General features: G+C 41.6%; 33 protein-coding genes. 1 reads left to right on the top strand and 32 read right to left on the bottom strand.

Annotation, left to right across the window (positions count from 1 at the left end):
- Positions 1-8: 8 nt before the first annotated feature.
- The 31 genes from IMZ31_RS21105 to IMZ31_RS20955 form a co-directional block, all read right to left on the bottom strand.
- A complete protein-coding gene (locus tag IMZ31_RS21105) occupies positions 9-1,058 on the bottom strand; it encodes an EscU/YscU/HrcU family type III secretion system export apparatus switch protein (protein ID WP_207531510.1) in 1,050 nt (349 codons plus the stop codon).
- 9 nt (positions 1,059-1,067) lie between these two features.
- On the bottom strand, positions 1,068-1,811 hold the full coding sequence (locus IMZ31_RS21100) for a flagellar biosynthetic protein FliR (protein ID WP_256438043.1): 744 nt from the start codon (positions 1,809-1,811) through the stop codon (positions 1,068-1,070).
- A 21-nt stretch (positions 1,812-1,832) separates the two neighbouring features.
- Positions 1,833-2,099, bottom strand: coding sequence for a flagellar biosynthetic protein FliQ (locus IMZ31_RS21095; protein ID WP_207531508.1), 267 nt, complete (start codon positions 2,097-2,099; stop codon positions 1,833-1,835).
- A gap of 89 nt (positions 2,100-2,188) precedes the next feature.
- On the bottom strand, positions 2,189-2,923 hold the full coding sequence (locus tag IMZ31_RS21090; RefSeq protein WP_207531507.1) for a flagellar type III secretion system pore protein FliP: 735 nt from the start codon (positions 2,921-2,923) through the stop codon (positions 2,189-2,191).
- The gene (locus IMZ31_RS21085) at positions 2,920-3,273 is read right to left on the bottom strand and encodes a flagellar biosynthetic protein FliO (protein WP_207531506.1); all 354 of its coding nucleotides are present in this window, start codon (positions 3,271-3,273) and stop codon (positions 2,920-2,922) included. Before IMZ31_RS21085 ends, IMZ31_RS21090 begins: the two co-directional genes overlap by 4 nt.
- A gap of 11 nt (positions 3,274-3,284) precedes the next feature.
- Positions 3,285-3,677, bottom strand: coding sequence for a FliM/FliN family flagellar motor switch protein (locus IMZ31_RS21080; RefSeq protein ID WP_207531505.1), 393 nt, complete (start codon positions 3,675-3,677; stop codon positions 3,285-3,287).
- Positions 3,670-4,707, bottom strand: a complete 1,038-nt coding sequence (fliM, locus tag IMZ31_RS21075; RefSeq protein WP_207531504.1) for a flagellar motor switch protein FliM — start codon at positions 4,705-4,707, stop codon at positions 3,670-3,672. Before fliM ends, IMZ31_RS21080 begins: the two co-directional genes overlap by 8 nt.
- A gap of 21 nt (positions 4,708-4,728) precedes the next feature.
- Positions 4,729-5,109: a response regulator gene (locus IMZ31_RS21070; RefSeq protein WP_207531503.1), complete on the bottom strand. Its 381-nt coding sequence runs from the start codon at positions 5,107-5,109 to the stop codon at positions 4,729-4,731.
- Positions 5,110-5,126: 17 nt separating this feature from the next.
- Entirely contained in the window at positions 5,127-5,363 is a 237-nt protein-coding gene (locus IMZ31_RS21065; protein ID WP_207531502.1) for a FliM/FliN family flagellar motor switch protein, read from the bottom strand.
- Positions 5,360-5,941, bottom strand: a complete 582-nt coding sequence (locus IMZ31_RS21060) for a chemotaxis protein CheC (protein ID WP_207531501.1) — start codon at positions 5,939-5,941, stop codon at positions 5,360-5,362. The genes IMZ31_RS21065 and IMZ31_RS21060 overlap by 4 nt, the downstream gene beginning before the upstream one ends.
- 6 nt (positions 5,942-5,947) lie before the next feature.
- Positions 5,948-6,139: a flagellar FlbD family protein gene (locus IMZ31_RS21055; RefSeq protein WP_207531500.1), complete on the bottom strand. Its 192-nt coding sequence runs from the start codon at positions 6,137-6,139 to the stop codon at positions 5,948-5,950.
- Between the two features lie 138 nt (positions 6,140-6,277).
- Positions 6,278-7,786, bottom strand: a complete 1,509-nt coding sequence (locus IMZ31_RS21050; protein WP_207531499.1) for a flagellar hook protein FlgE — start codon at positions 7,784-7,786, stop codon at positions 6,278-6,280.
- Entirely contained in the window at positions 7,767-8,225 is a 459-nt protein-coding gene (locus IMZ31_RS21045) for a flagellar hook assembly protein FlgD (protein WP_207531498.1), read from the bottom strand. The genes IMZ31_RS21050 and IMZ31_RS21045 overlap by 20 nt, the downstream gene beginning before the upstream one ends.
- Positions 8,212-9,711, bottom strand: a complete 1,500-nt coding sequence (locus IMZ31_RS21040) for a flagellar hook-length control protein FliK (protein WP_207531497.1) — start codon at positions 9,709-9,711, stop codon at positions 8,212-8,214. Before IMZ31_RS21040 ends, IMZ31_RS21045 begins: the two co-directional genes overlap by 14 nt.
- Complete coding sequence (locus IMZ31_RS21035; protein ID WP_207531496.1) at positions 9,711-10,133, bottom strand: hypothetical protein; 423 nt, start codon at positions 10,131-10,133, stop codon at positions 9,711-9,713. Before IMZ31_RS21035 ends, IMZ31_RS21040 begins: the two co-directional genes overlap by 1 nt.
- The gene (locus IMZ31_RS21030; RefSeq protein ID WP_207531495.1) at positions 10,130-11,422 is read right to left on the bottom strand and encodes a FliI/YscN family ATPase; all 1,293 of its coding nucleotides are present in this window, start codon (positions 11,420-11,422) and stop codon (positions 10,130-10,132) included. The genes IMZ31_RS21035 and IMZ31_RS21030 overlap by 4 nt, the downstream gene beginning before the upstream one ends.
- Entirely contained in the window at positions 11,415-12,119 is a 705-nt protein-coding gene (locus IMZ31_RS21025) for a FliH/SctL family protein (protein WP_207531494.1), read from the bottom strand. Before IMZ31_RS21025 ends, IMZ31_RS21030 begins: the two co-directional genes overlap by 8 nt.
- Positions 12,106-13,128 (bottom strand): flagellar motor switch protein FliG, encoded by a 1,023-nt coding sequence (locus IMZ31_RS21020; RefSeq protein ID WP_207531493.1) that lies wholly within the window; start codon positions 13,126-13,128, stop codon positions 12,106-12,108. Before IMZ31_RS21020 ends, IMZ31_RS21025 begins: the two co-directional genes overlap by 14 nt.
- A gap of 5 nt (positions 13,129-13,133) precedes the next feature.
- A complete protein-coding gene (gene fliF / locus IMZ31_RS21015; protein WP_207531492.1) occupies positions 13,134-14,762 on the bottom strand; it encodes a flagellar basal-body MS-ring/collar protein FliF in 1,629 nt (542 codons plus the stop codon).
- Positions 14,763-14,775: 13 nt separating this feature from the next.
- Positions 14,776-15,060 carry a flagellar hook-basal body complex protein FliE gene (locus IMZ31_RS21010; RefSeq protein ID WP_207531491.1) on the bottom strand — a complete coding sequence of 95 codons (285 nt, stop codon included), beginning with the start codon at positions 15,058-15,060 and terminating at the stop codon, positions 14,776-14,778.
- A 17-nt stretch (positions 15,061-15,077) separates the two neighbouring features.
- Complete coding sequence (locus IMZ31_RS21005) at positions 15,078-15,458, bottom strand: flagellar basal body rod C-terminal domain-containing protein (protein ID WP_207531490.1); 381 nt, start codon at positions 15,456-15,458, stop codon at positions 15,078-15,080.
- Positions 15,459-15,469: 11 nt separating this feature from the next.
- Complete coding sequence (gene flgB, locus IMZ31_RS21000) at positions 15,470-15,838, bottom strand: flagellar basal body rod protein FlgB (RefSeq protein ID WP_207531489.1); 369 nt, start codon at positions 15,836-15,838, stop codon at positions 15,470-15,472.
- Positions 15,839-15,976: 138 nt separating this feature from the next.
- The gene (locus IMZ31_RS20995; protein WP_207531488.1) at positions 15,977-16,231 is read right to left on the bottom strand and encodes a hypothetical protein; all 255 of its coding nucleotides are present in this window, start codon (positions 16,229-16,231) and stop codon (positions 15,977-15,979) included.
- A complete protein-coding gene (locus IMZ31_RS20990) occupies positions 16,221-16,607 on the bottom strand; it encodes a flagellar protein FliS (protein WP_207531487.1) in 387 nt (128 codons plus the stop codon). The genes IMZ31_RS20995 and IMZ31_RS20990 overlap by 11 nt, the downstream gene beginning before the upstream one ends.
- Positions 16,608-17,960 carry a flagellar filament capping protein FliD gene (gene fliD, locus IMZ31_RS20985; RefSeq protein ID WP_207531486.1) on the bottom strand — a complete coding sequence of 451 codons (1,353 nt, stop codon included), beginning with the start codon at positions 17,958-17,960 and terminating at the stop codon, positions 16,608-16,610. It abuts the gene before it with no gap.
- A gap of 31 nt (positions 17,961-17,991) precedes the next feature.
- Entirely contained in the window at positions 17,992-18,864 is an 873-nt protein-coding gene (gene flgL / locus IMZ31_RS20980; protein ID WP_207531485.1) for a flagellar hook-associated protein FlgL, read from the bottom strand.
- Between the two features lie 16 nt (positions 18,865-18,880).
- On the bottom strand, positions 18,881-20,239 hold the full coding sequence (gene flgK, locus IMZ31_RS20975) for a flagellar hook-associated protein FlgK (RefSeq protein ID WP_207531484.1): 1,359 nt from the start codon (positions 20,237-20,239) through the stop codon (positions 18,881-18,883).
- 12 nt (positions 20,240-20,251) lie between these two features.
- Positions 20,252-20,659, bottom strand: coding sequence for a hypothetical protein (locus tag IMZ31_RS20970; protein WP_207531483.1), 408 nt, complete (start codon positions 20,657-20,659; stop codon positions 20,252-20,254).
- 8 nt (positions 20,660-20,667) lie between these two features.
- Positions 20,668-20,940: a flagellar biosynthesis anti-sigma factor FlgM gene (locus tag IMZ31_RS20965; RefSeq protein ID WP_207531482.1), complete on the bottom strand. Its 273-nt coding sequence runs from the start codon at positions 20,938-20,940 to the stop codon at positions 20,668-20,670.
- An 86-nt stretch (positions 20,941-21,026) separates the two neighbouring features.
- A complete protein-coding gene (locus IMZ31_RS20960) occupies positions 21,027-21,467 on the bottom strand; it encodes a YaaR family protein (protein ID WP_207531481.1) in 441 nt (146 codons plus the stop codon).
- 123 nt (positions 21,468-21,590) lie between these two features.
- On the bottom strand, positions 21,591-22,076 hold the full coding sequence (locus IMZ31_RS20955; RefSeq protein ID WP_207531480.1) for a hypothetical protein: 486 nt from the start codon (positions 22,074-22,076) through the stop codon (positions 21,591-21,593).
- 124 nt (positions 22,077-22,200) lie between these two features.
- Here IMZ31_RS20955 and IMZ31_RS20950 point away from each other — a divergent pair, with 124 nt between their 5' ends.
- A complete protein-coding gene (locus IMZ31_RS20950) occupies positions 22,201-23,295 on the top strand; it encodes a hypothetical protein (protein ID WP_207531479.1) in 1,095 nt (364 codons plus the stop codon).
- Positions 23,296-23,319: 24 nt separating this feature from the next.
- Here the strand turns inward: IMZ31_RS20950 and IMZ31_RS20945 are convergent, their stop codons facing one another.
- Positions 23,320-26,472, bottom strand: coding sequence for a peptidoglycan DD-metalloendopeptidase family protein (locus IMZ31_RS20945; RefSeq protein WP_207531478.1), 3,153 nt, complete (start codon positions 26,470-26,472; stop codon positions 23,320-23,322).
- Position 26,473 lies beyond the last annotated feature (1 nt).

The raw sequence follows: 26,473 nt of genomic DNA, 5'->3' as shown, positions 1-26,473 counted from the left end.
TCACCTCTTTATTCGTTTAAATCAATCCTTTTCGATATCATTAAACTTTGAATAATCTCTGCAATGGCTTCCCAGAGATCTTCAGGAATTTCTTCTTCTTCTACAACCCTGTTGTATAACTCCCTTGCAAGGATCGGGTTTTCAACAACAGGTATCTCATGCGTTTTAGCAATCTCTTTCATAAAAATAGCCAAATGATCAATCCCTTTCACCAACACCCTTGGATTTCCTTCATTTGGTTTATATCGAACGGCCACTGCGTAGTGGGTGGGGTTTGTGGCAATAAATGTACTGTCGGGTATTTTTTTGACCACTTCTGTTTTCAAAACCTGAACCATTTCATCTCGCTGCTTCTGTTTGACTTGAGGATTTCCATTTTGCTCTTTATTGTCTCGTTTTACATCTTGCAATTTCATTTTCAAATCTTCTTCGTGTTCCCAGCGCTGATACACGTAATCAATAATCCCAATGACTAAAAGCGCACATAAAACTTTAATCAGAATGCTTTGAAAAACCCCCCACAGCACCACGATGGATTGTTCCCAAGGAATGACCATGGAATTAGTGATAGAACTTACTTCACCTCTAAAAACGAAATAAACCACATACCCCAAAACCAGTAAAATCAAAAACGATTTAGCAATATTCACAAGCGACTTTCGGCTGAACATATTTTGAAAATACTTCTTGGGGTTCAGGTTTTTTAAATCAGGAACAACCTTCTTCCACGCCCATAAAAAACGAACTTGGATGACATAATTGACAACCATAAATCCTAAACCTAATAAACAGATGGGAATGATAATTTTAAGGACTTCGATCCCGAGAATTTTAAGATATCCAAGGGGGTCCATTTCAAGTATCATCAATTCAAAAGCATATTCCATAAACTGTTTAATTTCCTCGACAAACCAACCCCCAAAAGCCAGCAAGAACAAAGAGAAGGAAAACAGAGAAAAAAACATCTCCAATTCTTTGCTTTTCGCAATATTCCCCTTTTCCCTGGCCTCTTTCCTCCTTTGGGGGGTGGCCCTTTCTGTACGCCCGTCCTTAGCCATAGTCCCCTCCTATTTTTTGAGAAGCAATTCAATCGCATCATAATGAAAAGCTCGTAATTCGTCAGTCATCCCTGCAAAAAGCTCCCCTAACAGAGGAACGCTCAAAAACAGGAAACAAAGTCCAACTGCTATTTTGATAGCAAACATATTCATGAGTATATTCATTTGAGGAGCCATCCTTCCTATGATTAAAATCATAAAATTCACGATGAACATGCTTGCCATTAAAGGAATGGCAATTTGAATCGCCATCGACAACGAGTACCCAAATACTTCTACAATAAGCGAAAACCACAAATCTTTATCTCCTACAACATCCATGTTCAAGAAATCAAAGGAATACATGACGGTATACATCAAAGCTTGAAATCCCCCGAGCGCCAAAAAGACGATCATAAAAAGGATGGAAAACAAGTTGGATACGACTGTTATGCGAGCCCCTCCGCTTGGGTCAAGCAACGATGACTGTGAAAACCCCATGTCCAGGTCAATGATCCCCCCTGCCATTTGCGCACCCGAAAAAACAAGTTCCGTAATATAGGCGAGCAAAAGCCCGATCATGATTTGCATCATAATCATCGCTGCAAAAGGAATAATCCCGCTTACGTCCACATCCTCCATGTTGCGAGCTGCGTACACGGATAACGCAACACTGATCACCAATTTCGCCATATTCGGAACCGTCCTCCCCTTAAGGAAAGGCGTCATAAAGACGAACGTCGTTATCCTTGACATTGCCAACAAGAGATTCATTACAAATGGAATTTCTATCATTTACATCATCCCTGGAATGGAAATTAAAAAATCTTGTATAAGCACTACGGTTTTTTCTAACATCCATGAGCCAAGCCAATAAATTACACCGAACAGAACAAGCATTTTAGGGAAAAAAGATAATGTTTGCTCCTGTATTTGCATGACGGCCTGCACGACCCCGACAACAATGGCCACAAATAAACTAGCCACAAGCGGAAGCGCAATAATTTGCAACCCATTCAAAACCATATAACGAAACATTTCTATAACAGAACTTACATCCACCGAGACTCACCCCTCTTCTCCTCACATAACCTTCTATTGCTGTGTTTTAGCAAAAGCCCTTCGCATAAGAAAAAACGCCCTTATGGACGCTATACGGTGATCGAGTGGAATAACACTTCTATGATTTTGTTGAATCCCCCTATAAAGACAAAAACTAATAATTTAAGAGGAAGGCTGACCATTTGAGGAGGTAACATAAACATCCCCATGAACATCAAAATGGACCCGACTAAAATATCTATAAAAGCGAAAGCTCCATAAATCATGAGTCCAGTGAAAAAACCTTTCGATATTTGAGAAACAGTGTAAGCAGGAATAGCCGTCCATATCGAGACATCTTCTATTTTTTCAGGTTCTTCCTCATTCCCCATCCAAATAAATGCTTTTAAATCATCTGTATATGTATTTTTAACCATAAACCGTTTGATCGTTCCTTCTGATGTTGTAATCGCTTCTTTTAACGTTATTTCTTCATTCTCATAAGGGACATACGCTTCTGTTTTTATTTCATCCAAAACAGGCATCATAATAAATATGGTTAAGAACAAAGCAAAGCCTGTTAATACAGGATTAGGGGGCAGGGTCATGGTTCCGAGAGCTTGGCGTGTCAAGCTGAGCACGATAATAATATGAGTAAAACATGTGAACATAATAAGAATAGAAGGGGATATGGCAAGGACAGTCATAAGAATAAAAATTTTGATTGGTTCTGAGTAATCTTCACTTCCGAGGTTCATTTGAAGGTCTATTCCAGTAGTGGCGTGAATCGTAGAGGGGAGTAGCATACACATGAACAAGAGCGGTAAAAACGCTTTTCTGATCATCCGCGCGCCACCTTCTTTTTAAGCCGTTGTACAAACGTTGAAGACAGTGGAGACGAACCATCTTTTTGCAACAGCTTATGAAAATCATCTTCAATTGGCAAGATCTCTTTCTGACGGAGTCCTATCATCTGACCATTATTGGTACTCATAACGATATATTCGCTACCAATTTTTAATAACATGACTTCATCTTTCATTCCAATCTGCACTCCATCTATAACCTGAATCATTCGATTAGAGCTCAATCTCCTAAATTGCTTGTTTTTCAATTTTTTCATCAAAAGATAGGTTCCGAGTGTGAAAACACCGAGAACAAGGAAGATTTGCAACATATTTACCAGATATTCCATTCGAGTTCCCCCTATAATAATTTTTTACGCAAGCGTTGCAATCGCTCTTTCGGAGGAAGAACTTCAGATATAATCACACCGAAATGCTCTTCATTCACAACCACCTTCCCTTTAGCGATTAACACCCCTCCTGCAAGAACATCAACGGGTTCCCCAGCTAATTTATCAAGAGGGATAACATCCTTTTCTTTCAGATTTGTTATTTCTTCAATGTAGAGTTCAACAGAGCCAAACAAAACACGTATTTCAACAGGCAGGTCATAGAGCAGTTCCAAAGAAGCAGCGTCCCCTCTTTCTTGGGTCTCTTCGAACTCTTGAAACTCTACCTCCTGCACCTCCACCCCTTCTTCACCTGTTCCGAACACCTGTTGCAAATCTTCATCTTCTATCCAGTCTTTACTCAACTTCAACATCCCCCTTTTTAGCAAATTCTACGATTCTGACACCTTTCCATATCCCAGATTTGCCAGGTCTGCAACTAAATTTTGGCTTATTATCAATGGTTGCAACTAACGGCTTGTTTATTTTTTGCGACAGCTCAATATAGTCATCAACTTCAATTTTCATAAGATCACGCACCGTCATAGCGCTTTTACCCAATTCAATTTCTAGCTCTCTTTTTACCATTTTGATATGGTCTTCTATGTACAATCTGTCATTGGAATCTTGATTATCGACCGTAAACTCTCGGATATTATCAGTGGTGAACTCATGTATAATTGGTTCTATTGATTGATGAGGGATACACAAACGAATAACCGATTCCTTCACGACTCTTTCGCCATCGCGTTCATGCTCCAAATCAAACGACAAAATCGCGAGCATATCTGAATCTCTGGTTACCCTAAGCAAATGCTGTGGGTCCGTTTCAATTTTTTCAATCTGAAACTGAAACGTAATGACTTGTTTGAAGGCTTCTGTTAATTGTTCTAAAACGATCTTTTTTACCCAACCTTCCATTATCCGCATCTCTGGAGGAGACAAAGCTCGTCGCTTGTCCTCAAATTTCAAACTATCCCCACCTCCCAAATAATTGGTTTGAATAGCCAAAACGAGGTCTAAATCAAATTCCAAAATAACGGCACCGAGCCCTTCTACCCCCAGTTCTGTGATGCAAAAAGCAAAGTAGTTTTCGACAAGCTCCTTCACATATTCAGATGCAAAAGGGACTTGCTCTACCGCTCCTTTGCTTTTTAACTTAAATTCAACATTAGTCCGCAGGGAAGCGGACAAGAACTGAGACAACCCTCTCGCAAAGTTCGATGAAATACTTCTAAGACTGTTAAGATGGTCTCTGTTAAACATATCGGGTCGGTTGAAATCATATTGTTCGTAACTACCTAAACCACTGTCTTTTTGAGCCATTTCACTCAGCTTTTCTTCGCCGCCTTTGAATATAGCATCAATTTGTTTTTGGGATAATTCATCAGCCACTTTTATCACCAGCCTGGTTTATTATTTGAAGCAATTGTTTACCTTCTCCAAAACGATCTGAGCGTTAAATGGTTTGACGATGAAATCTTTAGCGCCCATCTTTGCCGACAAAACAACCTTATCCTGCATGTTTAAAGCTGTGCACATAACGACTTTCGCATTACGGTCAAACTCCATGATTTTCTTTAAGGCCGTAATCCCGTCCATTTCAGGCATCGTGATGTCCATCAAGACGAGGTCGATTTTCTTGTTTTCATCCCCAAAAAACTCCTTATACGTTTGAACGCCTTTGACCCCGTTGTCCACTTGGGCTACAACCTCGTATCCGCCTTTTTTTAAAATCTCTTTTAACACTTTCCGCATGAAAAACGCATCATCTACCACCATAATGTTTTTAGTCATAAAAACCCCCCCTTTTTTTACCGATTACGTTCTGTTATTTGGACATACATGAACCCATCTTTTCGAAGAATAACGCCTTTCCCGAAAGGCGAACGGTTCAACGTAATAGGGATCACGCCCGCTTTATTATCTAAGGTGATACTAGCCCCTTTTTCTAGTGACAGAACATCCTCGATTGTTTTGATGCACCTTCCCGTTTCAAATTCCATCTTCATCGTAACGCCTCTTAAAGCCTTTGGATTGATTTCACTCATAGGTGGTGATCCTCCTTTATTTTGTTAACCATATAGTGTGCCTGTTCACTGTTTAGAAGTTTGACCACCTTTAACTTAAATGCATTCTCTATCCTTACTTCGAACCAAACTGATACCAGTTTTTCATCGTTTGGGAATACATCCAATCGGTGTAATTCATCGTATGTCGTTGGCACTTTGACTTTTATGGACTGGTGAAACATTTCACCCATCACACTCGACATGTGGCCAACCATTATATTAAAGACTTCAGCTAATACATTCTCAGCATAAGCGTTCCATCCTTCAATCTCCTCACCTAACTTTTCCTTTACAATAATCTTTGAGAGTTCTAAAGCTTCTTCTTTATGCATCAACAAAAGATTGGAGCCTTCCATCCCGTTATCATAATCGATTTTGGCGTAAACGACAGTGGACGGAAACCTCTTTTTCAATTCCTCAAATGTCATAATCTTTGTATCTGGCACCGATATGTTCACCATTTTATGGACGAAGTTACTTAATGAAGAGGCAGCTCCTCCTACGCTAATATTTCCAATTTCTCCAATGATACCTAAATCCATTTGAGACAAGTTCATATTCGTTCACCCCCCTTTGCTGTTCTTGTTTTCGTACTCAATGATTCTCTCCCGAACTTGCTCTGGGGTTTCTGAGACCATATAACATTTCCCGCTTGTCAACATAATGACAGTATCCTCGCGGCATTCAATCCGTTCGATTAACCGATGATTCAAATAAAACCTTTCGTTTGTCATTTTCTTCGAGAGAAGAATCATATACACCCCTCCATTTAAGCGGATATATGCCTACGCATAGTACTAAAAACAGGACGTTTGTCAAAAGATAGTCTCTTTATTTTTCTTCTATTTCTGCAAGAACCCTTTCTAACAAAAAAAGAGAAGCTGATCGCTCCTCTACCGAATAAGATTAATCACAGTGGACAAAATTTCTTCCCCGATTGTAATGACTTTCGAATTCCCCTGAAATAACTTTTGGATGGTAACCATTTCAGTGAACTCATCAGCAATATCTACATTGGATGATTCTAACGCCTGCGCTTTCACTTGACCTCGAGGTCCTGTTGACGGAAGACCAACATCAGCTATACCTGAATTGGGCGTAGGCAAGAAAGAACCGTCACCAACACGTGTTAGGCCAGATTGATTGGAGAATGTTGCTGTTGCGACTTGTGCGATCGTTTTAATGGATCCATCCGAATAATACCCGTCAACCTTCCCTCCATCTGTAATGGTGAAATTGGTCAGCGTGGAAGCTGGCATTCCATCTGTATCCGTTACACTGATGCCATTGTCCGCTGCAAGCCCTGTGAACGAAAGCATATCCACATCAATATTAACCAACTGCCCCGTTGAATCAGGGGTGTAACTGACAAGCGGCCCACCTGAAGCGCCTGAACCTGTGATGGATTGAACCTGACCTAGAGCATCAAATGTAATATCCCCCACTTCTCCGATTGTGAAAGAGGCTGCACTAGGCGCATTCCCGCTTGCATATTGAATGCTGAACCACGAATTCGTTCCATCTCCAAGTGTTACTGGTTGGTCTACATCCGTTATGGTTTGGGTAAAAACGGTAGAACCACCAGGATCCACGACAGATATATCCACCATACCAGGAGTGGCGCTCGGATTAGCCTGCAACTGGTAGTCACCTTTTTGAAGCATGGAAGCAACCGCTTCAGAAGATCGGAAGACCGCAGCCGTGATGCTGGCGGAAGGTTTGAATTGGTCCGTTGGAACAGCTGTATATCGGAACGTGTTTCCAGACGTTTTAATGAAGTTGAAGTCTATGTCATGCCTCACACCCAGCCGATCCCAAGTTGCCGCTTGAAGACCGTACATTTGTCCCTGAGGCATTTCCATATCAAGATTCCCTTTCAGATTCATAAATGTAGATTCTTTTGGCTGGCTGATTTGTCCCAATGCCAACTGAATCGGTTCAAGTGTCGCACCTGTATTGATATCTCCTGTTAAAGGATCCATATTCCACCCTAAAACATACTTTCCTGTCTTCGACGTTAATTGGTTTTCCTTAGAAATTTGGAAGTTACCTGCTTTGGTATATAATCGATCCCTCGCATTGTTGTCCCCCAAAATAAAGAAGCCATCTCCTTGTATAGCCATATCGGTTTTATTTCCAGTGTATGTAATATTCCCGTTCGAAAAATCATTTTCAATGGCTGTTACCTGCACACCATTTCCTATATCGATAGGATTTGTCCCTGCTAGATTTTGCCCAGGCGCGCTAGGTGACTTTAATTGTTGAAAAAACACTTCACCAAATTGAGTCCGCTGTTGCTTAAACCCAACTGTATTGGAGTTAGCAATATCATTTGATATGGTAGACAACGCTTTCTGTGCGGCACCCATCCCAGACGTTCCATTATACATCGCTCTTAACATTCATATCCCCCCTTGATAGAGACACTTCTTTGATTTGCCCTAATTGAACCGTGTCATTTTCAAGCAAAAATTCAATCAGGTTCTCTGCGTCATTTTTTCTGACCCCTTGCACCACACCTACAATAGGGTTTTCATTATTTCCATCGAATGCAGTTATCGTTTTTCCGATGAATGCGGAACCCTGCTGTAACTGATTCCCTGTAACGGATTCCTGAAGGGCCTCTACGCTCTTAGACATTTTCGTTACTTGTTCCATGAAACCTAATTGCGCAATCTGACTCATCATTTCATCATTCTTCATCGGATTCAGAGGATCTTGATGCTTCAATCCTTCCATAAAGAGTTTCAGAAAATCATCTTTCCCTAAGTTAAATGAATTATCTTGTGACGATTCGGTCTTTAATTGTTGGTTTAATGGAGTTACACTAGAAATCTCCATGTTCTTCGCCTCCCAGAGATAATAAAAATTCCTTAAAATCATGTTCAGCACCGTTCGTCTGATTATTCTTCAAGGTATTGTGTTGTTCCTTTCTTTTTTCTTGCCGTTCTTCGTGATCACGTTTTTCTTCCACTCGGAACTGAAAGTCAATATTACGTTCGCGCATTTCATCCCGAACTTGTTCCATCGCTCGTTCAACTTGCCCTTTCGCTGATTCTTCCGTCACTTTAATGTGAGCTTGCACAACATCACCTGTTTTTTCAACTACAACCTGAACAGAGCCCAAATGATTCGGATTTAAAGAAAGGGATATTTTCTTCGGTCCTATGAATTTATAATCTGCATACACCTTTACAGTCTCAGCAACGGAGGCTTTTAATTCTCCAATCGTCGCTCCCCCTTTTTCTTCTGATCCCCCAATCAAGGAAGGAGTCGATTTATCCGCCATGAGGAACGGGGGTAGAACAGCATCTGCACCACTCTCTGAATGAGTTGCTAATGTAGTATGATCTTTTGAAAACAGAACTCCTGTTGTGGGTTTTAAAGGCGAAGGAGCGGGGGGTACTGGATTTGCATTTGTCGTTAAGTGACCGATCTCTTTTTCTACATTTCTTAAAAACTGCACTTGCTTCACGAAATCATGTGTGTCGACCATTTTTTGATTCATATGGATAAGTTGTGTGGCCCCTTCTTTTCTTCCGCCATCAGGTACAGGAACAGGAACAGGCTGTTGTTGATTTGTTGTTTCTTGTCTTATGCTCTTTGTGAGCAAATCGCCTATATTTCGGGGAGCATAATAAACCGCTACACCCTCGCTCTCTGCATTCTTATCAAGGTTCGAGATGCCTGTCTTCTCTTGAGTCACTTCAGATATGACCTCTTCCTTCCTTGTAAAAGAATGGAGGTTTGTTTCATGTGAAACATTGTCAGTTTTCTTCTTTATTTGAGGAAAGCTGTCCTTTTGTAATGTTTCATGTGAAACATTGTCGTCCATCCCTTCCGTTGGTCGTGTTCCAAAAGGGACAGCCGCCTCCACCACTTTCCGAAGCACACTCAACTGTTCATTTTCTTGGTTAGGATCAGCAGAGAGGACAGCCTTCCATTTGTTCAGCACTTCTTCAGGAACAAGGACCAGGCTCCCCACCTCCTCTTGCAGCATATACAGAGGCTCACCTTTTGTTTCTTCCAAAAAGAATGAAACGGCTTCCTTTCCCTGGATTTTCATGAACGGGATAGCTTCTTCAGATAGTTTCGTTTCCATTTCTCCTTGCGGAAGTGCACCCGCCCTGGATTGCCATGCATTTTCTGGCAACCTTAACGATAATGGCGCTTTATTTACTGCCGTTTTTCCTGCTGAGGCCGCTTCCTCTTTAATCCCTGACAACGAAAACACGCTTTCACTTTGCTTTTCTGTGTTCAAACCTTTCAAACCGCTGCCCCCAAGGGCAACCATTGAATATAAATCCATTACCGACAGACTTATCATCACATCCCCTCCTTTTTTCGAAGAAAGGCTATTTCATTGTTGGTTCGTTCTTCCTCCTTCTCCACTTCTCTCTCTACCTCTCTTTTCCTTTTCTTATCCAATTCTAATAAACGCTCTCGTTTATTACAGAGCTGCCTGTGTTGTGTGTTCAGTTTCAATAGGTCGTTTCGACATTGCTCGATTTCATGAATAATTCTTGTTTTTTCTTCACTCCCCACAAAACTTCGAAAAAAAGAAGAAGGCATCGTTTCTCCTTCTTCCCAAGACTGGAGCAACCCCGCCTTTCGTTCCTCCTCATCATGAATGACTTTTTCTCCCTTCGTTATGCGATTGAATAAATCAGCTCGTTTCCGTTCCACTTCTTCGATATCCTCGTTCACCATCCGAATAGGTACGTTTAGCTTGCTTTTGTATTTCTTCATTTCAACACCTCTTCCAATTGCTCTAACGAATCTTTGAAAGCATACGTTTCCGTTACATCCTGTTGTAGAAACTTACTTAATTTCGGGTACAAAAGATAAGCCATATCTAATTCCTGATTTCTTCCCTGCTGATAAGCACCAAACATAAAACTATCCTCATTTTGTTTATATAACGCGTAGTATTTACGGAACACACGGTTCATCGCCCAATGCTTTTCATCTGAGACGTCTTCCATTACACGGCTGATGGAATCGAGTACATTGATGGCTGGGAAATGATTGTGAGCAGCGAGTTTTCGGTCTAACACGATATGCCCATCTAATATCCCTCTTGCTGTATCAGGGATAACTCCTTCGAAATCATCTCCTTCAACTAACACCGTGAAAATGCCAGTAATCACACCACGATCGCTCGTTCCCGCTCTCTCCAGAAGTCTTTGCATGGCAGGTTCCATCGAAGGGGTTTTCCCTCCGAGCGGCATCTCCCCTCTCGCAATATCCACTTCTCGTTTAGCCATAGCAAAGCGGGATATGGAATCCATCATAAACAAAACATTTTGTCCTTGATCACGAAAATACTCAGCAATCGACATGGCCAGCTGTGAAGCGCGTATGTGCATCAAAGCTCCTTCGTCTGAGGTGGATACGACTAAAATGCTTCTTTTCATGCCTTCTTCACCTAGGTTCTTTTCGATAAATTCTCTCACTTCTCGGCCCCTTTCTCCGATTAAAGCAATTACATTGATATCGGAAGCGGCATTTCGTGCAATCATGCTCAGCAAAGTTGTTTTACCGACCCCTGTTCCTGCGAATATTCCTATCCGTTGCCCTTCCCCCATGGTTAATGTCGCATCGATCGCTTTCACTCCTGTTTCGAACGGGGTTTGTATGCGTCTTCTGTGAAGAGCATTCGGGATTGCACCATATAACGACAATTCCACTTTTTCTTCGTAAGGAATGTCGTAGTCTCCTTCTAGCGACTCCCCGAATCCGTTAATCACTTTTCCTACGAATGCAGAAGGATGCTTCATTCTTAACCCGCGCTCCTTTTTGACGACCCGATCACCAACTTCTATACTTCGGGTAAAAGAATAAGGAGTCATGGTAATGAGGTTGCTTGAGACCGAAATCACCTCACACAAGCTTTTTCCCTTCCCAACTTCTACAACATCACCGACACGGGATCGGGGCCCTTTTGAGCAAATTGTCGTTCCATTGTTTGAGATTACTTCTCCAAAAGACAAAAAAGGAGCTCTTCCATGTCCAGTATACTTGGATAAATCAAACACGAAGACCCTCTCCTTTTATGTACATTTTTAATTGTTCCAACCGCGAGGTTAACGTTCCGTCCAGATATTCACTTTCTGTTTCAACAACAAAGTCACACTGATTAAGTGAAAGATCGGCATAGAACCTAAAACCTCCCGATTCTTTCTCTTTCACTCGTTCATATACGTCTGGATGCACCCGAATGGAAACAGATGCAGAATCATTCGGCATCTCTTTCACCATTTTTCGGAGTGATTTCAGCACAACATCCCGCTCTGTTTCTACTTCTTCCAACAAAAGCCTCAACAAATCGAATACAAGTGTGACGATCGAATCCTCTTGCTCTTTTAAATACGCTTCTTTCAGCGATTCGGTTTCCTCGTATAAATTTTTCTTGTAAAGATTAGCCTGTTCAAGTATTTTTTGAGCCTTATTGAAATCTGCCTCGTATTCAGACCGTAGCTCTTCTTTGGCCTTATCAATCGCTTCTCTTGTTATTTGCTCTTGATAAGAAGTGAACCATTCTTGCTTTTTTATATCTAACTCTTTCATCGCTTCATTATACGCATTCTCAATCTGTTTCTTGTTTTGGTCGACATAATGTTCTATCGTTTCTCTTTTATATTCCTCTTCATTGGCGATGACAGAATCATTCGCTATAATCCTGTTCGGCGATATTCTCACCTTACCCTTGGGGATATGATTATAAGATGACATCATCAGCCCCCCTTGGAATAACGAAATTCGGGTCGTTTTGTTCTAAATCCTTAACAATATTTGCGATCTTTTGCTGCGCTTCTTCTGAATCCTGCTGCCGTATACGAAGTCCTTCTGACACATCGTCTACAACTCGTTTTCTCGCATTCGGCATCGCCTGATAGAAACGCTCTTGCAGTTCGACTGGCGCTGATTTCAGAGCGGTTGCAATAATTTCATCACTAGGGATTTTCTCAATGACTTTTTGCATCGCTAACATATCGAGCACCACCAGGTCTTCAAACAGGAACATGTTGTCCTTGATCTCCTGAGTGAGTTTTGGATTAATCTTTTCCAGCCGTTCGAACAACTTTTTCTCCGTCGATCGGTTAATATTGTTTAAGATGTTGGTCAGCTTTTTAATGCCACCCTCTGATTTTTTCGTGTCATCGACAGTAAATGAGTTCATCCTCTCTCGGATATACTCATCAACCTCTTTCACCGCATCGGGATTGGCTTGCCCCATCTGCGCTAAAGAGATTACGATGTCATCTTGCTTTTTATCAGGCAATCGTTGCATCAACTCAGCTGCTTTGGGCGGTTTCATATACGACATGATCAGGGAAATCATTTGAGGATCTTCATTTTGGAGAAATGTTGCCAGCGGACCCACATCCCCAACTCTTAGCAGATGCTCAAAGAAATGATGTTGACCATCATATAATCTTGCCATGTAGTCATTGTAATCTTGTTCCGACATGTTCCCCTCTAACATTTTCAGTGCCTCTTCAACACCACCTGGCACAACGCCGTACGTGTTGCCTTTGATAAAACGTATGTATTCCAAAAGAATCTGTTCAATGATGTCAGCCCCAAATGGCGGCAGGTCTGTCACTTCTTTTACCATAATGGCCGTTTCTTCATCTGTAAGGAACCCAACAATCTTCTGGCGAACAGGAACAGGCAAAAAGGCGAGCAAGAGGGCAGCTCTGGTCCGCCCCTCGATCTCTTTTAAAAGCTCATTTTCCAACGCAATCACTCCTCGAATATTTGTTTTTTAATAAACTCGGCTGTGCGTTGAGGGTTATCCTCTGCAATTTCTTTTGCCTTTTCAGCCAGTTGGGTTTGTTCCTCGCTAAAATCTTCAACTTCGTACATACGTCCCTTTTGCTTGTTCACGAAATTCGGAACTTCATGTAAAAGAGCTTCCTCTTCGGAATCCGTTCGAGCAGACTCTTCTTGAATAGCCCCCTTTTCTTTTTTGGTTGAAGGAGAACTCTCAGTTGTTTTATGACGCGGGATCATAAACAGACTCATGAGAACAACCATCAGAATTCCTAATCCGCCAAGAACAGACCACTTCACGATCCTTTGCTGATCTTCATTAGAACGCTCAGACCCTTCATAAGCATCCTGTTCCACATTATTGTCAGGAGCTTCCGCGTATTCCTGGACGGATATTAATACGTTTCCGTTGATCATTTCATCCTCTTCTACAACAATACCAGCTGCAAGTGCGATAATGTTTTCCCACTCATCAATATAAGCATCCAAATCTTCTATGTATCGTTTGTCCACTTCATCTTTACTGATGGTTACGCTAACATTCATATTGATCAGTTCTGGGTGCTCTTTTATGGTGGACATGGTTTTTTCTACTTCGAAATTTTCAATGATTTCTTCTTTCGTATGGGTCGATAAACTCACTTTCGTTTCCTCATTCATTTCGTAATCTGGAACCGTACCATTTGATTCGACACCTGGTTCTTGAAGCGGCTCCCCTTCGCTCGTTTCGCTGTTATCATTTAAGCTTCGTTTACTAACAAGAACACTATCACCATACTCCTCTATATTGCGGACGATCTCATCGAACTTAATCTTCGGTCGCACATTAATGGTATAGTTCCCTTCCTCAAAAACCCGAGACAACGTTGGCCTTAAATCCTGTATAATTTGCTCCTTCACCGCGTTCTCAATTTCAAGTTGCTTGTTATAGGCGGCTGAAGACGATAGCTCCGTTCCAGACTGACTCAATGTGACCATGGTGCGTTTGTCCATGATCTCCACATCATCCGCACTTAAATTTTGAACAGCACCTGCCACGAAAATCTGCAATGAACGAATTTGTTCAGGGGACAATTGAACCCCCCTTTTTAACTGTATGCTAACACTGGCCGACCCCGCCTTTTCTTCTTCGAAGAAATGCTCTTTTTCTGTAAAATCAAGCTGAACATAGGCTTTTTCGATAGAATCGAATCCCTGGACGAGACCTCTTGTGATTTCCCCGATGATGGCTTGTTTATTTTTGTTTTCTTTATCATATTTCGTGGCCCCGAGCGTTCCGCCATCTAATATCTCAAACCCTGGACCTCCTGAATAAGGCAACCCTTGTTGAGCTAGTTTCATTTTGACGTCGCTGACATAGAGATTATCGACCAAAATAGTAGACCCATCATTTTGAACTTGAAACGGGATGTTCATCTTTGCTATTTCATTTTGGATCTCAAGAGATTCTTCCGCAGTCAGGTTAGGAAACAAGACTTCATAGGTGTCAGGCTTCATTTGGTAGACTCCAAATCCGATTACGCTCACGAACAGAGCAACAAGCAAGATTTGTTGCCAAATGGCTAATCTTTTCCATATTTGCATGACGCTTGTCATCATTTAACACATCCCATTATATTTGCATGTTAATTATTTGTTTGTAACCATCTAAAACATTGGTACGGATTGAATCATACAAACGAAACTGTTGTTCCACCTTCTCAACAGCAATTAAAGCGTTGTGATAATTGTCTATATCGCCCTCTATCACACTCTTCATAATCTCTTTAGAAGCAGTATCCTTTTCATTTAATTGGTCGATGGGTTTTAAGAGGGAAGCGAAACTATCTGAGGAACCGTCTTTGCCAAAAGAAGTTGTCGGAGGCGACATGACATTGGGGTTAAATTGGATGTTCATTTGATCCTCTCCTTTTTTTAATTTTGTCCGATGGTACTTGTTTTCTCGATCACTTTTTTCTCAGCATTTAAAGCCGTTACACTGGCTTGATATCCTTTCTGAGACTGCATAAGGTTTGTGATTTCAGCTGTTAAATCAATGGCTGGCATATTTACATACCCTTCTTTGTTGGCGTCAGGGTGATTTGGATTAAATACCGTTTTAACACTGTCGTTTACGGTAATTTTTTTGACCTGAACCCCGTCTAACACATCCTTAAAAAGGACGGTCTGCCTTTTGTAAGGCCCCCCATTCTCCGTTCTTGTTGTGTTCATATTGGTTATGTTGTTCGTAATGGTCTCCATCCACATTTTATTACCCGTTAAGGATGAACCGATATTCGACAAAAGATCTCCCATATGCTCCCCCCCTATTTACCTATCGCGATTTTATTCAACATAAATTCCTTATTTATCGCTTGTATTGTTTGATTAAAGCGTGTGTTGTTCTTAATCATCTCTATCATTTCAATACTTAAATCAACATTGTTCCCGTCGGGTCTTGCTATCCCTTTTGTCTCTTCATACACACCACTGCCGCCCTGCATGTCCATATCGATCTGAATATGCTGATCATTGGAGGTAATCATGGGGAACGTTCGTTCAAAACTCTTTTCGTCCAACCGCTTTGTTTTGTAGTCAGGCGTGTTGTAATTCCCTATATTGTCTGATATTAAAGATCGGTTTTTGGCTGCAAAATTCATGTTTGTTTCAATAAAATTTATATACTCACCAAACATAGAAAATCCTAGTTTCAGCTCACCTGAAACTAGTCTCCCCCCCTTCTTATCTGTATTTTGTTTTCTATCTATACTCTTTTATTCCAACCTTGCGACTCCTCTCTTTAATAAAAAAAAACCACCTGGTACGTGGTTATCTCAAAATTGATTGTACGTCTGATGAAGATGCTTTTTACTGTGAATGTGGTCGAGATCCTCTCCAATATGTCGTTGCTTTTGGTTGAGGAGTTGCATGAGGGCTCGATCCTTTTCCATACAAAACGCCATTTGGTCCCGATTTTCTTCCAGCCATTTCTTCCTCTTTTCAAGCAGACATTGAAACTGTTGTGTATCTTCATCTTTTATAGCTGTTAACAAAGCTTCATAATAGGATTCAACGCGTTTATTGTCCACGACGCTTTACCTCCCGATAAGCCTCGAGCAGATTTGAAATCGTTAGAATGGCAATGTCTAATTTTTCAAGGTTTCCATTATGGACAGCCTCTTCAATACAAAGAGCAGCCGTTAAGTAGTCCTGTTCCATGCTTTGGATCACATCTTTAACACTCGCTGGAAGGGCTTCGTCCTTGTTTAACTGCATGGACAGTTCGTTAACAATCCGATATGCCTTGTCCAAGGCGTTCAAAACACTCTCTTTGTGATCTTCACTATGAAAATCTTTTTGAGCCTTTTTCATAAACAACAGGCAACGTTCATAAAGAAGAATGGTGAGGCTGTCAGGATCACTTGTCACAAACTCATTCTGGTCAAACCGTTTCCAATTACTCATTTACTGATCCCCCTCCATTCCCCCTAATGCTGCTTCCATGTAATCCATTTGTGATTGGAGACTCGTCATCATCATTTCAAATTTTGCATATTTCTCAATTAATTTTTCCTTTCGTAATTCAAATTGCTCCGCGTTCCTAAATAATGTATCGTTTATATCTTCTATGCTCTTCCCGATCCCATCGATCTTTCCATCAATCAAACCCCCTGCTTTCGTGACTTCATTCATCTTGCTGTACAAAATCTGTCCAATCCCGTTTTCTCCCCCGAAAAGCTTAAGAAGTTCATCGGGATTTTCACTTAATTTTTCCTGAAGAATCGCTTCATCCAAAACGAGTGTGCCGTCATTTACATTTCCGTTTGTTTGTACCCCTCCCTGAAATAAATAATACGATGAATCCGTGGGTCTCATGAGCCTTGAACTTAATTCCATTTGTAGCGTGTTGAGAAGAGACTCCCCTTGAAGCACAGCTCCTTCTCCTGTGTAGGTGTTTAATTGCATGATGGCTTTATTGTAGGCTTCAACAAAAGCGCTAACCTTTTCTTGAATGGTTTCATTGTTTCGCTCTATCGTCAGATATACAGGGGTTTCCGTTATTTCTTTCAGGGTAATGGTTACGCCCGTCATCGGATTTGAAACGGTGTTGTTGGAAGAATCGATCGAGATTCCGTCTATGGTTAATGATGCATTTTGCGCTTTTCTGATCTCATTTTTCACAGCGCCAGTTGAATCCAAGAACCCCAGATCTGTTAAGATTCCCTCTGGATCGTTCAAAACGACGGCCCCTTCTTCTCCTGAAGCTTCAGATGTAAACACCATCGTCCCTCCTATCACAACAGCTTTGGCCCCGAAACTGTTATCGTTAATAAGACTGGCAAGATCATTCAGACTCATCGTGTCATCCACCACAACGTCATTCCCATTTATCTGGAACACACCAGCTACCCCCATGGGAATTGAGGAATCTCCCAGGCTGTCGCTCGATATTTTATGACGCTGCGCCAATTGATGCACCTGTATCTCATATCGCCCTTCAATGGATTCACTAGTAGCGGAGACAGCCAAAACCTCCTCGTCAGATGAAACAGCTTTCCGATCAATCGATGACAAGGATTTTAGATTTTCCAAGGATTCCGTTAACGATGTTAACCCCTTTTTTACCTCTCCCCAGACTTTCTTTTCTTGCTCATATATACTCTTTTGGTTGTTGTAAGGCACATCTTTCATTTGCAACATCTGCAACTCAGCTTCTAACAGACTCTTTGTGTCTACTCCACCTGAACTTCCCATCCCCCACAATTGAAGACGGTCACCAAAATAGGACATTTGTGTATTGCCAAACAATTCGCTCATGCTACTCCCCCCCTTACACGAAGCAAATCACTTACATGAAATTCAATATGCTAAGCTGATTCATACGTTGGCTGGACATGATAACCGCTTGATACATTTGTTGAGTTTGACTGTGTTCCATGACGATCTTAGTGAAATCAACTTCTTCGATTGTTGCCTTCTTTTCCTCTAGTTGAAGTTGCTCGAATTGGAAAGCTCCTCGTATCGATTCAAGACTCTGCATTCGGACGCCAGCCTCAGCCTGCTTATTTCCGACTTCATCCAGAGCCGCATCAACACTTGCCAGAGCCGTGCTAATCGTCGCCGCACTCCCTGATTGCACTTGATCTCTCAGGTCAATAAGTGCATCGAACGCCATTTGAAACGCGTCGTCCCCAGTAAAACTTGTCTTTGTGCTTTGGTAAGCGCTTGTCTGAATTTCAGGAACATTCCCGTTTCCTTGATAGGTTGCTGTGATCCCGTCATAGGCATAAGAAGGAGATTGAGTTACCTCTCCGCTAAAAATGTACTTCCCTAAATATTTCTGATTCGCAAGGTTCACCAGTTGTTGTATGCCTTGCTCAATGGTTTTAGCAACCGTGTTCCGATCGCTTGCACTATACGTTCCATTTGAAGCGCGAAGCCCTTCTTCCTTTAGGGATTGGATAAGATTAATGGCCTGACCTAAGGTCTGTTCAACCTTTGAAACGATCGTATCAGCATCATCGATATTTTTTATGTACTGACCAATCCTGCCCATAGACTCCTGCACCAACATAGCCTGATTGGCTCTTATCGGATCATCGCTGATTGTTTTATACTGTTTCCCCGTAGCGATTTGAATTTGTTCATTTACAGCCTTTTGTTGCAACTGATTCATGTAATATTTATTTGCCTGAAACTGATTAAACGTCGTAATACGCATCGTTATCCCCCCTTGTTTAAATCATTCTCATCAGAGCATCAAGAGACTCTTTGATGATACTGATGGCCTTCGCATTAGCCTGATAATATTGTTGGAACATCATAAGATTTGTCATTTCCTCGTCCGTGTTAACACCCTGAACCGCTTCTTTTTGTTCATTCACATTCAACAAAATAGCTTCATGCACTTTTTCATTATCTTTAGCGATATGCAAATCGGATGCCATTTGAATACTAAACCCGTCATAAAACGCAACAGGTGATGTTGTTCCTCCGTTCAAAGTCGGGGACGTTCGAAGCGAAGCAATTTGTCTGGCGATATCATTATTCCCTTCTGCACCAGCGACGGAAGAGGTGGCCACTTTTTCAGGCGCTTGTTTTAACACAGTATTGACGGCAATGCTTCCTGCGTTACCTCCGAGAAAGAACGGTTCCCCTGTCGTATTGTCGAGCCCGTAACCTGTTGCGTGAATGCCGTTTACGTTTGCGATTACGTCTCCGACAAGCAGGTTCAACGTATCATTGTACTGTGGAAGGGAACGATTTCGGAAATCAAGATCAGCAGCCAGAGAACCCCCTTCAACTCTAGCTGTTACGCTACCTGTGTGCAGTACAATCTCCCCGTCATTCATCTCCATCATTTCCAAACGATTCCCTCTTGTGCCAGACACGAGCAGCGCTTCACCGAAACGAACATTCACAATTCCTTTCCCTTCGGCACTCTGCTCAACAACAACACCTCCATAAACAGATAACTCGTTTATATACCGATCCCGTTCATCCATTAAAGCGTTGGCGTTCCCGCCCCCAGTTTTCCCAATCCGATCATTGACGTTCGCTATCTTGTCTACTAATTCGTTGATTTTGTTTCTCTTCACTTCAATAGTTTGATCCACTTCACTCCTCATTTGAGACATTTTCTCCTGAATGGAATTAAATTTCTCGGCTAATCGTTCTGCTTGTCCCACTAACGAAAGACGGTAGGAATGCTGCTCAGGATATTTGGCTAATTCTTCATACGCATAGTAAAACTGAGAGAGTAATGCTGAAACGGACCCTTCTTTTGTCTCTGAGAAGACACTCTCAAGGTTCGACAGATGCTGACGCATGGAACTGAAATAATCTGTCTGACCCATTTCATGACGGGACTGTTGAAGCATTAGTTCATCAACTAAACGGACAACTTCCTTGGTCACAACTCCTGATCCGATTTGACCATCGATTGTTGCTCCTGAATTTGTGGTATTCGGAGCCAGCTCTAACCGCTCCCGCGCATAGCCATCCGTGTTGGCATTTGCGATATTGTTTTGCGCCACATTGATTCCTCGCCTGGCTGCCAATAAGCCTGATTGTGATATATCAAAGCTAAACCCCATAAAAACCCCTCCTTAATATTTGTGATTGAATAAGCTGACCTGCCCTTCCTGTTGTTGAGCAACCTTTTGAAAGGCCTCTAATTTAATGCGTTCTGTTGTGGCATACCCTTCCATTAGACGTTCGCATTGTGTTGTTATATTTTTTAACTCACGATCAAAATGAATGGCGCGTCGCTGACACGCCATAAATAGTTCCCTTTCCCCGAGGTCCTCTGTATTTTCATAATCCGAAAGAGAATGATTGCCTAACATGGTTTTCATGGTTTTTATAGCCTGTTCGAGATCATACATGAGCAGTTGCTCTTCTTTTTGTAAAGCAGACCACCTTTTCCAGTCCTTTCGTTGGAGACTCCCGTACTTCTCCTTTTGAGCAAGGTAAAGGGATTCCGTTCTATCTACAACTTCTTTAAATTGGTTCATTACATCCATCATCCACGACCTGCCTTTAATTTTGATACAATATCCATTCCTTTAACCTCATAGGTTCCGTCTGTTATTTCCTGCTGCAAGCGTTTGATTTTTTGAATGTTTAGGTTTTCTAAACGGTCAGCCTTCTTCTGCAACTCATAGAGTTCACTTGTTTCTACCTTCAAGCTCACGTCTTCCGCATTTTCTTTCAAAGGGCGCACGTCCGCCCCGACCTTTGAATGTTGAACATCTCTCTTATACAAACTACCAAAACCACTCGCGTCAATCCTCATAGGATAACCTCCTTGGTTATTAGTTACTAGTCGGCTTATTTGGCGAAATCTTTAAGCATCTTTACACTTCTTTACCTTACTTTACGTTACATATACAAATTGACGAGAAGCCCCTGTATTTCCCCGATCTCTTTTAAAGCATTTAAATGTCCTTCATTTGTCTCCAATAATTCTTCTGCAAGATCATTCACTTTCCGATCAATCTCTCGTATAATCACTAATTTCTTTCCATCATTCATCCGAAATTCCCCTGCCTGAAGGTTTTCCTTCACATAATGACGCAGAAACTGCTGAACGGCTGCCCTGTACTCCCTTAAGTTTTCAAGGTTTAAATCAAAATCAAGCTGTTTCCTTAACACTTCCACGCTTCGAACCATTTCCTCCATCTTTCCTTCTAATACATGGGCTGGTTCAGGCTTAGACTGTTTTTGCAAGATGTTGGTGAAAAGGTTTTCCTGGGTCTGTGCACCCTTATTGGTAAAGGGTTGTTCAGGCACTCCGCTTTGACGAATCCCTTCGATTTTCATTGCTTCACCCCTTTTTAAGTGGTTCCATCCTTCAACATTTCGTTGTTTAAAGGGGGATCCCTCATTCTTATCCCATTTTCTCCTCCTGTTTTTGAAACAAAAAAAACTACGGTTAACCCGTAGTTACAATCCCTTCACATAGTCAGCAAGCCTCGAAAAGAATGATACGATCGCTGCCCACACCTTTTCTAAACTTCCTTTCACATCATCCATTGTAATATCAAACAGTCCTCCTAATTGATCCTTCCAATAACCAAGATCCCACATCCCCCTTGCTTCTAAATAGTCTTTAAACAAGAAAACGTCTGAAAGACTATGTACCCTAAGGGTGTAAAGAATCATGACCACACAAAAAACGTACTGGAGGATCGGAGTGTGACGAGCAGAGAGCATGACAAGGCCGTAGGTGACAATTGTAATGATGATAAGTATCAGATAATAATCTTTCTTCATTTCAAATGATATGTAAGATGACAAAAACTCGTAGGTCAAAACCAGCTCCCAAAATCGGTAGACAAAAAAGAAAAATACAATCCAAAGTATCCGAGGCGTAATCACGATCGCCATAATGCTGATGGCCAAAAACAACCCAATCTCCAGTAAAAACATACGATCCCCCCTCTATTTTCAAGCATTCTACCATAGAATAGATAAGGGGGAAGTTTTTTTGTAACAAATGATGAAATGAACGGAAACTGGTGTAGTATTGTATAAACCTTTAGGAGGTGGACACATGAGTAAGATTACAAAGAAAGGCTGGATCTTTTTTGGCTTGTTGATTGCTCTGAGTCTGTTACTGCTGCTTATTCCCCTGTTTAAAAATCAAGAGAGCAAATCTTCAGACCCTGATACAAAAGAAACAATTTCGGAAAATCATGACCATCCAGATAGCGCCCAGGATCCATTTAGCGACGGAACGAAAGCTTCTTACACCACGGAATCGGTCACTTTTGAAAAACCAGAAGTAGAAGCGTTGTTTACGGTTCCAGGAACAGCACCTGTTCTGATTGATTCTACGGACCGTTACCTGCTTTTCAAATCATTCGGAGGCTATCTCTACTACTACGATTTAGAAAAACAGGAAGGGAAGAAAATAGCGGAATATGTAAATGCTGCCTCTATATCAGATAATGAGACCTACATCGTTTATACGGTTCGGGTTGAGACGGCCGAAGAAGAATCCGTCCATTTTTTCAACCTGAACGACTTCTTTGATCACAGCGTGCTCGATATTGCTTCAAGATCGCTTCCTGTATCAGGCATTGTTTATCACGAGGGGGGAGTCTTTTATACCCATGGTTACCGCGAGGAGACCTCAGATTCCACTCAGTATAAAATTGTCCCAAAAAAAAGGGATGAATACCTCCCAGAAGAGCAATCGTATGCCTACTTTGATACAAGCGGCGCGTTCGATATTCACGACAACCGTTTGCTTGTTGTGTCACCAGAAACAAGCACGATCAGTCAAATCCAAATCGGTGCAAAAAATTTAATCCCTTACAAAGACATCGATCAATCTATCTCATCTCCTGTTTCCCTGGAATTTAATAAAAAGGGTGACTGGTTCATTCACGACCGTGCTTCTGATACATCTGCATTGTATGTGAACAATGAACGGGCAGATGGGTACACCACTATTACAGATGTTCATTGGCTGACAGACACTCTCTTACTCGTTTCGCAAGAAGGGATATTAACCATTTACAACACGGAAACAAAAAAGAGTTCCGTGCTTCGTTCAGATGTACACGAATTCGAAGTAAATAACAAGGCGATTTACTATGTGAACCCTTCTCAACAAGCGGAAAAAATGGTTTGGGAAAAGTAAAAAACACCTGGAAACAGGTGTTTTTTAGTTGTTCTGAGCGGGTGTATCACTTTCAAAAGGCAGATCATCAGCTGATTCCAATATTTCTAAATATTCATCATATCCACTCCATTCCGTAACAGGAACACCCTTTGGAGGCATAGGAAGGAACGTTGTAGGCTTGAGGGCGCCACGACAGTCTGAACCTACCAGAGTAGCACAAAATTCAAAGTGCAAATGAGCACCATCACTATCCCCTGTATTCCCAAGGAACCCAAGTGCTTCTCCCTGGTAAACGGAGTCACCCGTATTTACCAATCGGGTCGTCATATGAGCGTAACTTGTGTACATCGATTCGCCAGTGTCCGTTTCATGCCTCAAAAACACAAGGTTCCCATATGAACTGTTGTCTTCCGATACAACCACAAGCCCATCTTTCATAGCTCGTATTGGTGTTTTTCCTTCTATTCCAGTTACATCAGTGCCTTCATGTAGTTTCGAAACCCCGTTTCGGGTTCTCATTCCGTATGTGGATGTGATCTGCCAATTGTAGTCATTTGGATCAATTGAGTACAAGAACCCATCAATTTGAGGCGTATTGATCGGGATTGAATAATCCTCTGTTCCAAGCATTTCATCAATGTAGTATTTGATCAGACTCATGTAATTGTCATCGACTTCTTCATCCACCGTTACCCCTTCCTCTATAAGAGAAAATTGTTCATACTCATACAATATTCCTCCAACCCCAGTTAAATCCGCTTCCCCGTCTCTTAAATCATGAAAGGTGGTGACCTTAAACTTATCTGGATTTACAGACACAGCTTTTTCTTCAACAATATCCGATCGAGACGAGGTGCAATCAGGTTTAGCTCTCTCTTGTTCAACGACATCGATTCGGTACCCTTTGTGGTGTCCAGGTTGCAATGGATTCCCTTTTTCATCTTTTATAACCGTGGATATAATCTCTGTATAAGGTGTCTCCAGATCAACACTTCTTTTTTTCTTTACTTGTTCGATCACTTCGTTCCCATTATCATCCAATGTAATACGATCCTCATAATAGATCTCTTTCCCAACGCATTTCCATTTGGTGATTTCTCTGTCATGCTTTTGAGTCAGTGTTCCATTGTAATAATTGTGCTTATTCATCTTTTTATTCGAAAAATCTGAGGAAGTTAATAAATGATAATCATTTACTTTTTTACAAGGATTGTCTCCCCAAACCGCTACCCACCCTGCCGTGTACCAATTTCTTCCACCCGTATTATCACCAATTAAATAACAGGCCAACACTTGCATTCTTGCTTCCATGATCCAATCTTCCACTTCCCATTCTTTAAAATCTTCTTCAGATTTCCAGAATGTCACAATATGTTTCGTTTTGCTTAAGAATCCTGAAACCCCGAACATATAATCTTCTCGCAACTCTTTTGCGAGCTTCCATGTTTTCCCTATCTTTGTATCTTTGTATTCTTCCTCTAATTCCTTCACATAGATGTCTTCTTTATCCTCATTCTTTACCGTGAAATCCATTCCTAAAGCGGCGTAATAATCCGTTTGTAACATCGCCATAATATGAACTTCAGCCATATCATACCCTTCACCTGCCAACCCATAACCATCAGGAGCGGTACCTGGGTCTGTAACGCGAATTCCCGCAATAAATTGAACAGAAGTATAATTTGACAAAGATGTTTTACTGATTGTTCCAGGCGATCCTCCATGCAGGTGAACAAATTCTCCTCCCCCGACATAAATGCCTATATGACTGATGTATTGTGGTCCTTTGGGAGAGTTCCAGATGTGCCCTCTATACGCACCCGACGGACCGAACACAACCAAGTCCCCAGGAAGCAAGTCACTTTTGTTCCAAATCGGAGCTCCATCCGTCGCCTGCGTTGCAGCCGTCCATTTAATATTGATATCAGCGTACTGTTTAAACACATAAGCTGTAAATGCGGAGCAGTCTCCTTGACGCTGAGTTATAATCGTATGTGCATCCCCGTTTGTCGGACGACCCGCTCCCATCTGATAGGTAATCGGGTTGCTTACACCTAAATCGTTGCTATAACTCTTCCACATTTCCATCGCCCCTAACGCAATGGCGTCTCCCTTAGTTTGCGCCGTGTCTTCTACATTTCCTTCGTCTTTTCCTTCCTCATCAGATTCGTTATCCTTACCGTCTTGTTCGTTTTCAGCAGGCTCTTCTTCCGTATCTTCGTCCCCTTGATCTTCAGCCTCAGTGACCACCATTTTATTACAAAAATCATGAACCGTATTTCTCCTTGTTTTATACTCTGATAAAGCGGTCATGGTTAACGTTCTTGCGTGCAAAACCTCGAGCGTCACTTCACCGCTGATGGAATTCAAAATGGTTTTTGTTGATGCTGGACTTTGGTGGACAATATCTGAGTAATAGCACAACGCTTTATCCTGTTGAATCCCTGCCGCTCGCCCATTTTTTATGTAACTTTGAACATCTTGCTTCATTTGCAGTTCCTGCATTCGTATGCCTACTTCGGTAGCGATTACACGCTCGACAGCATTGACCTCATAACTTTCCAACGCTCTGTTTTTCCAGTAATCCCAGCCCGTATGATTTTCGATGTCATTGGCTAACGGTGTCCCCTTTGGAATATACTGATAAAACGTCAATTCATCCTCTTGCCAAATCATGTAAAGCATTTTTGCGGCACGATCTGCGGTCATTTGATATTTCCCGATCGTCATACCTGCAACTTTCCCGCCAATATCGGATCCATGCACCAACCCATAATCTTTTCCACTCTCCACTTGAGAGATCACATTAGCAATCTCACCCGCCAAAGTTCCGTCAGACGCCAGAACAAAGGCATTTCCGCTGCCTACCATACCAGGAAATATCATCGTGTAATCTTCTCCTGGTATCGTTACATCTTCATTAATGCGCTCTCGTGCATTCTTGATTTTATCTGCCATATCCATAATTTCTTTGTTTGTAATAGAGCTTGCGATTACGTTATAATATTCCTCTTCTCCATCATCGCAAAAACTCCCAAGTGGCCCCCAACATAAAAAAGTACTCCATATGGCTATGGGACCAGCTACAACAATCATCAAATATAGCGGAACAAACAAAGCAATCATGAACTTCCCTATTTTAGATTTCAAAAAAGCCAGAAGCACTTTTTTCAATAAGGCACCTAATAAAGGCATA

The organism is Pontibacillus sp. ALD_SL1 (genome assembly GCF_017355605.1).
Note: the sequence above shows the minus strand (reverse complement) of the source record. Positions and strands in the feature narration are given on the sequence as shown.

Excerpts from the sequence above, each read along its gene's own strand:
- IMZ31_RS21105 (WP_207531510.1), bottom strand. The coding sequence starts at position 1,058 with ATGGCTAAGGACGGGCGTACAGAAAGGGCCACCCCCCAAAGGAGGAAA.
- IMZ31_RS21100 (WP_256438043.1), bottom strand. The coding sequence starts at position 1,811 with ATGAATCTCTTGTTGGCAATGTCAAGGATAACGACGTTCGTCTTTATG.
- IMZ31_RS21090 (WP_207531507.1), bottom strand. The coding sequence starts at position 2,923 with ATGATCAGAAAAGCGTTTTTACCGCTCTTGTTCATGTGTATGCTACTC.
- IMZ31_RS21085 (WP_207531506.1), bottom strand. The coding sequence starts at position 3,273 with ATGGAATATCTGGTAAATATGTTGCAAATCTTCCTTGTTCTCGGTGTT.
- IMZ31_RS21070 (WP_207531503.1), bottom strand. The coding sequence starts at position 5,109 with ATGACTAAAAACATTATGGTGGTAGATGATGCGTTTTTCATGCGGAAA.
- IMZ31_RS21065 (WP_207531502.1), bottom strand. The coding sequence starts at position 5,363 with ATGAGTGAAATCAATCCAAAGGCTTTAAGAGGCGTTACGATGAAGATG.
- IMZ31_RS21060 (WP_207531501.1), bottom strand. The coding sequence starts at position 5,941 with ATGAACTTGTCTCAAATGGATTTAGGTATCATTGGAGAAATTGGAAAT.
- IMZ31_RS21055 (WP_207531500.1), bottom strand. The coding sequence starts at position 6,139 with ATGATTCTTCTCTCGAAGAAAATGACAAACGAAAGGTTTTATTTGAAT.
- IMZ31_RS21050 (WP_207531499.1), bottom strand. The coding sequence starts at position 7,786 with ATGTTAAGAGCGATGTATAATGGAACGTCTGGGATGGGTGCCGCACAG.
- IMZ31_RS21045 (WP_207531498.1), bottom strand. The coding sequence starts at position 8,225 with ATGGAGATTTCTAGTGTAACTCCATTAAACCAACAATTAAAGACCGAA.
- IMZ31_RS21040 (WP_207531497.1), bottom strand. The coding sequence starts at position 9,711 with ATGATAAGTCTGTCGGTAATGGATTTATATTCAATGGTTGCCCTTGGG.
- IMZ31_RS21035 (WP_207531496.1), bottom strand. The coding sequence starts at position 10,133 with ATGAAGAAATACAAAAGCAAGCTAAACGTACCTATTCGGATGGTGAAC.
- IMZ31_RS21025 (WP_207531494.1), bottom strand. The coding sequence starts at position 12,119 with ATGTCATCTTATAATCATATCCCCAAGGGTAAGGTGAGAATATCGCCG.
- fliF (WP_207531492.1), bottom strand. The coding sequence starts at position 14,762 with ATGATGACAAGCGTCATGCAAATATGGAAAAGATTAGCCATTTGGCAA.
- IMZ31_RS21010 (WP_207531491.1), bottom strand. The coding sequence starts at position 15,060 with ATGAACATCCAATTTAACCCCAATGTCATGTCGCCTCCGACAACTTCT.
- IMZ31_RS21005 (WP_207531490.1), bottom strand. The coding sequence starts at position 15,458 with ATGGGAGATCTTTTGTCGAATATCGGTTCATCCTTAACGGGTAATAAA.
- flgB (WP_207531489.1), bottom strand. The coding sequence starts at position 15,838 with ATGTTTGGTGAGTATATAAATTTTATTGAAACAAACATGAATTTTGCA.
- IMZ31_RS20990 (WP_207531487.1), bottom strand. The coding sequence starts at position 16,607 with ATGAGTAATTGGAAACGGTTTGACCAGAATGAGTTTGTGACAAGTGAT.
- fliD (WP_207531486.1), bottom strand. The coding sequence starts at position 17,960 with ATGAGCGAATTGTTTGGCAATACACAAATGTCCTATTTTGGTGACCGT.
- flgL (WP_207531485.1), bottom strand. The coding sequence starts at position 18,864 with ATGCGTATTACGACGTTTAATCAGTTTCAGGCAAATAAATATTACATG.
- flgK (WP_207531484.1), bottom strand. The coding sequence starts at position 20,239 with ATGGGGTTTAGCTTTGATATATCACAATCAGGCTTATTGGCAGCCAGG.
- IMZ31_RS20970 (WP_207531483.1), bottom strand. The coding sequence starts at position 20,659 with ATGAACCAATTTAAAGAAGTTGTAGATAGAACGGAATCCCTTTACCTT.
- IMZ31_RS20965 (WP_207531482.1), bottom strand. The coding sequence starts at position 20,940 with ATGAGGATTGACGCGAGTGGTTTTGGTAGTTTGTATAAGAGAGATGTT.
- IMZ31_RS20960 (WP_207531481.1), bottom strand. The coding sequence starts at position 21,467 with ATGAAAATCGAAGGGATTCGTCAAAGCGGAGTGCCTGAACAACCCTTT.
- IMZ31_RS20955 (WP_207531480.1), bottom strand. The coding sequence starts at position 22,076 with ATGTTTTTACTGGAGATTGGGTTGTTTTTGGCCATCAGCATTATGGCG.
- IMZ31_RS20950 (WP_207531479.1), top strand. The coding sequence starts at position 22,201 with ATGAGTAAGATTACAAAGAAAGGCTGGATCTTTTTTGGCTTGTTGATT.
- IMZ31_RS20945 (WP_207531478.1), bottom strand. The coding sequence starts at position 26,472 with ATGCCTTTATTAGGTGCCTTATTGAAAAAAGTGCTTCTGGCTTTTTTG.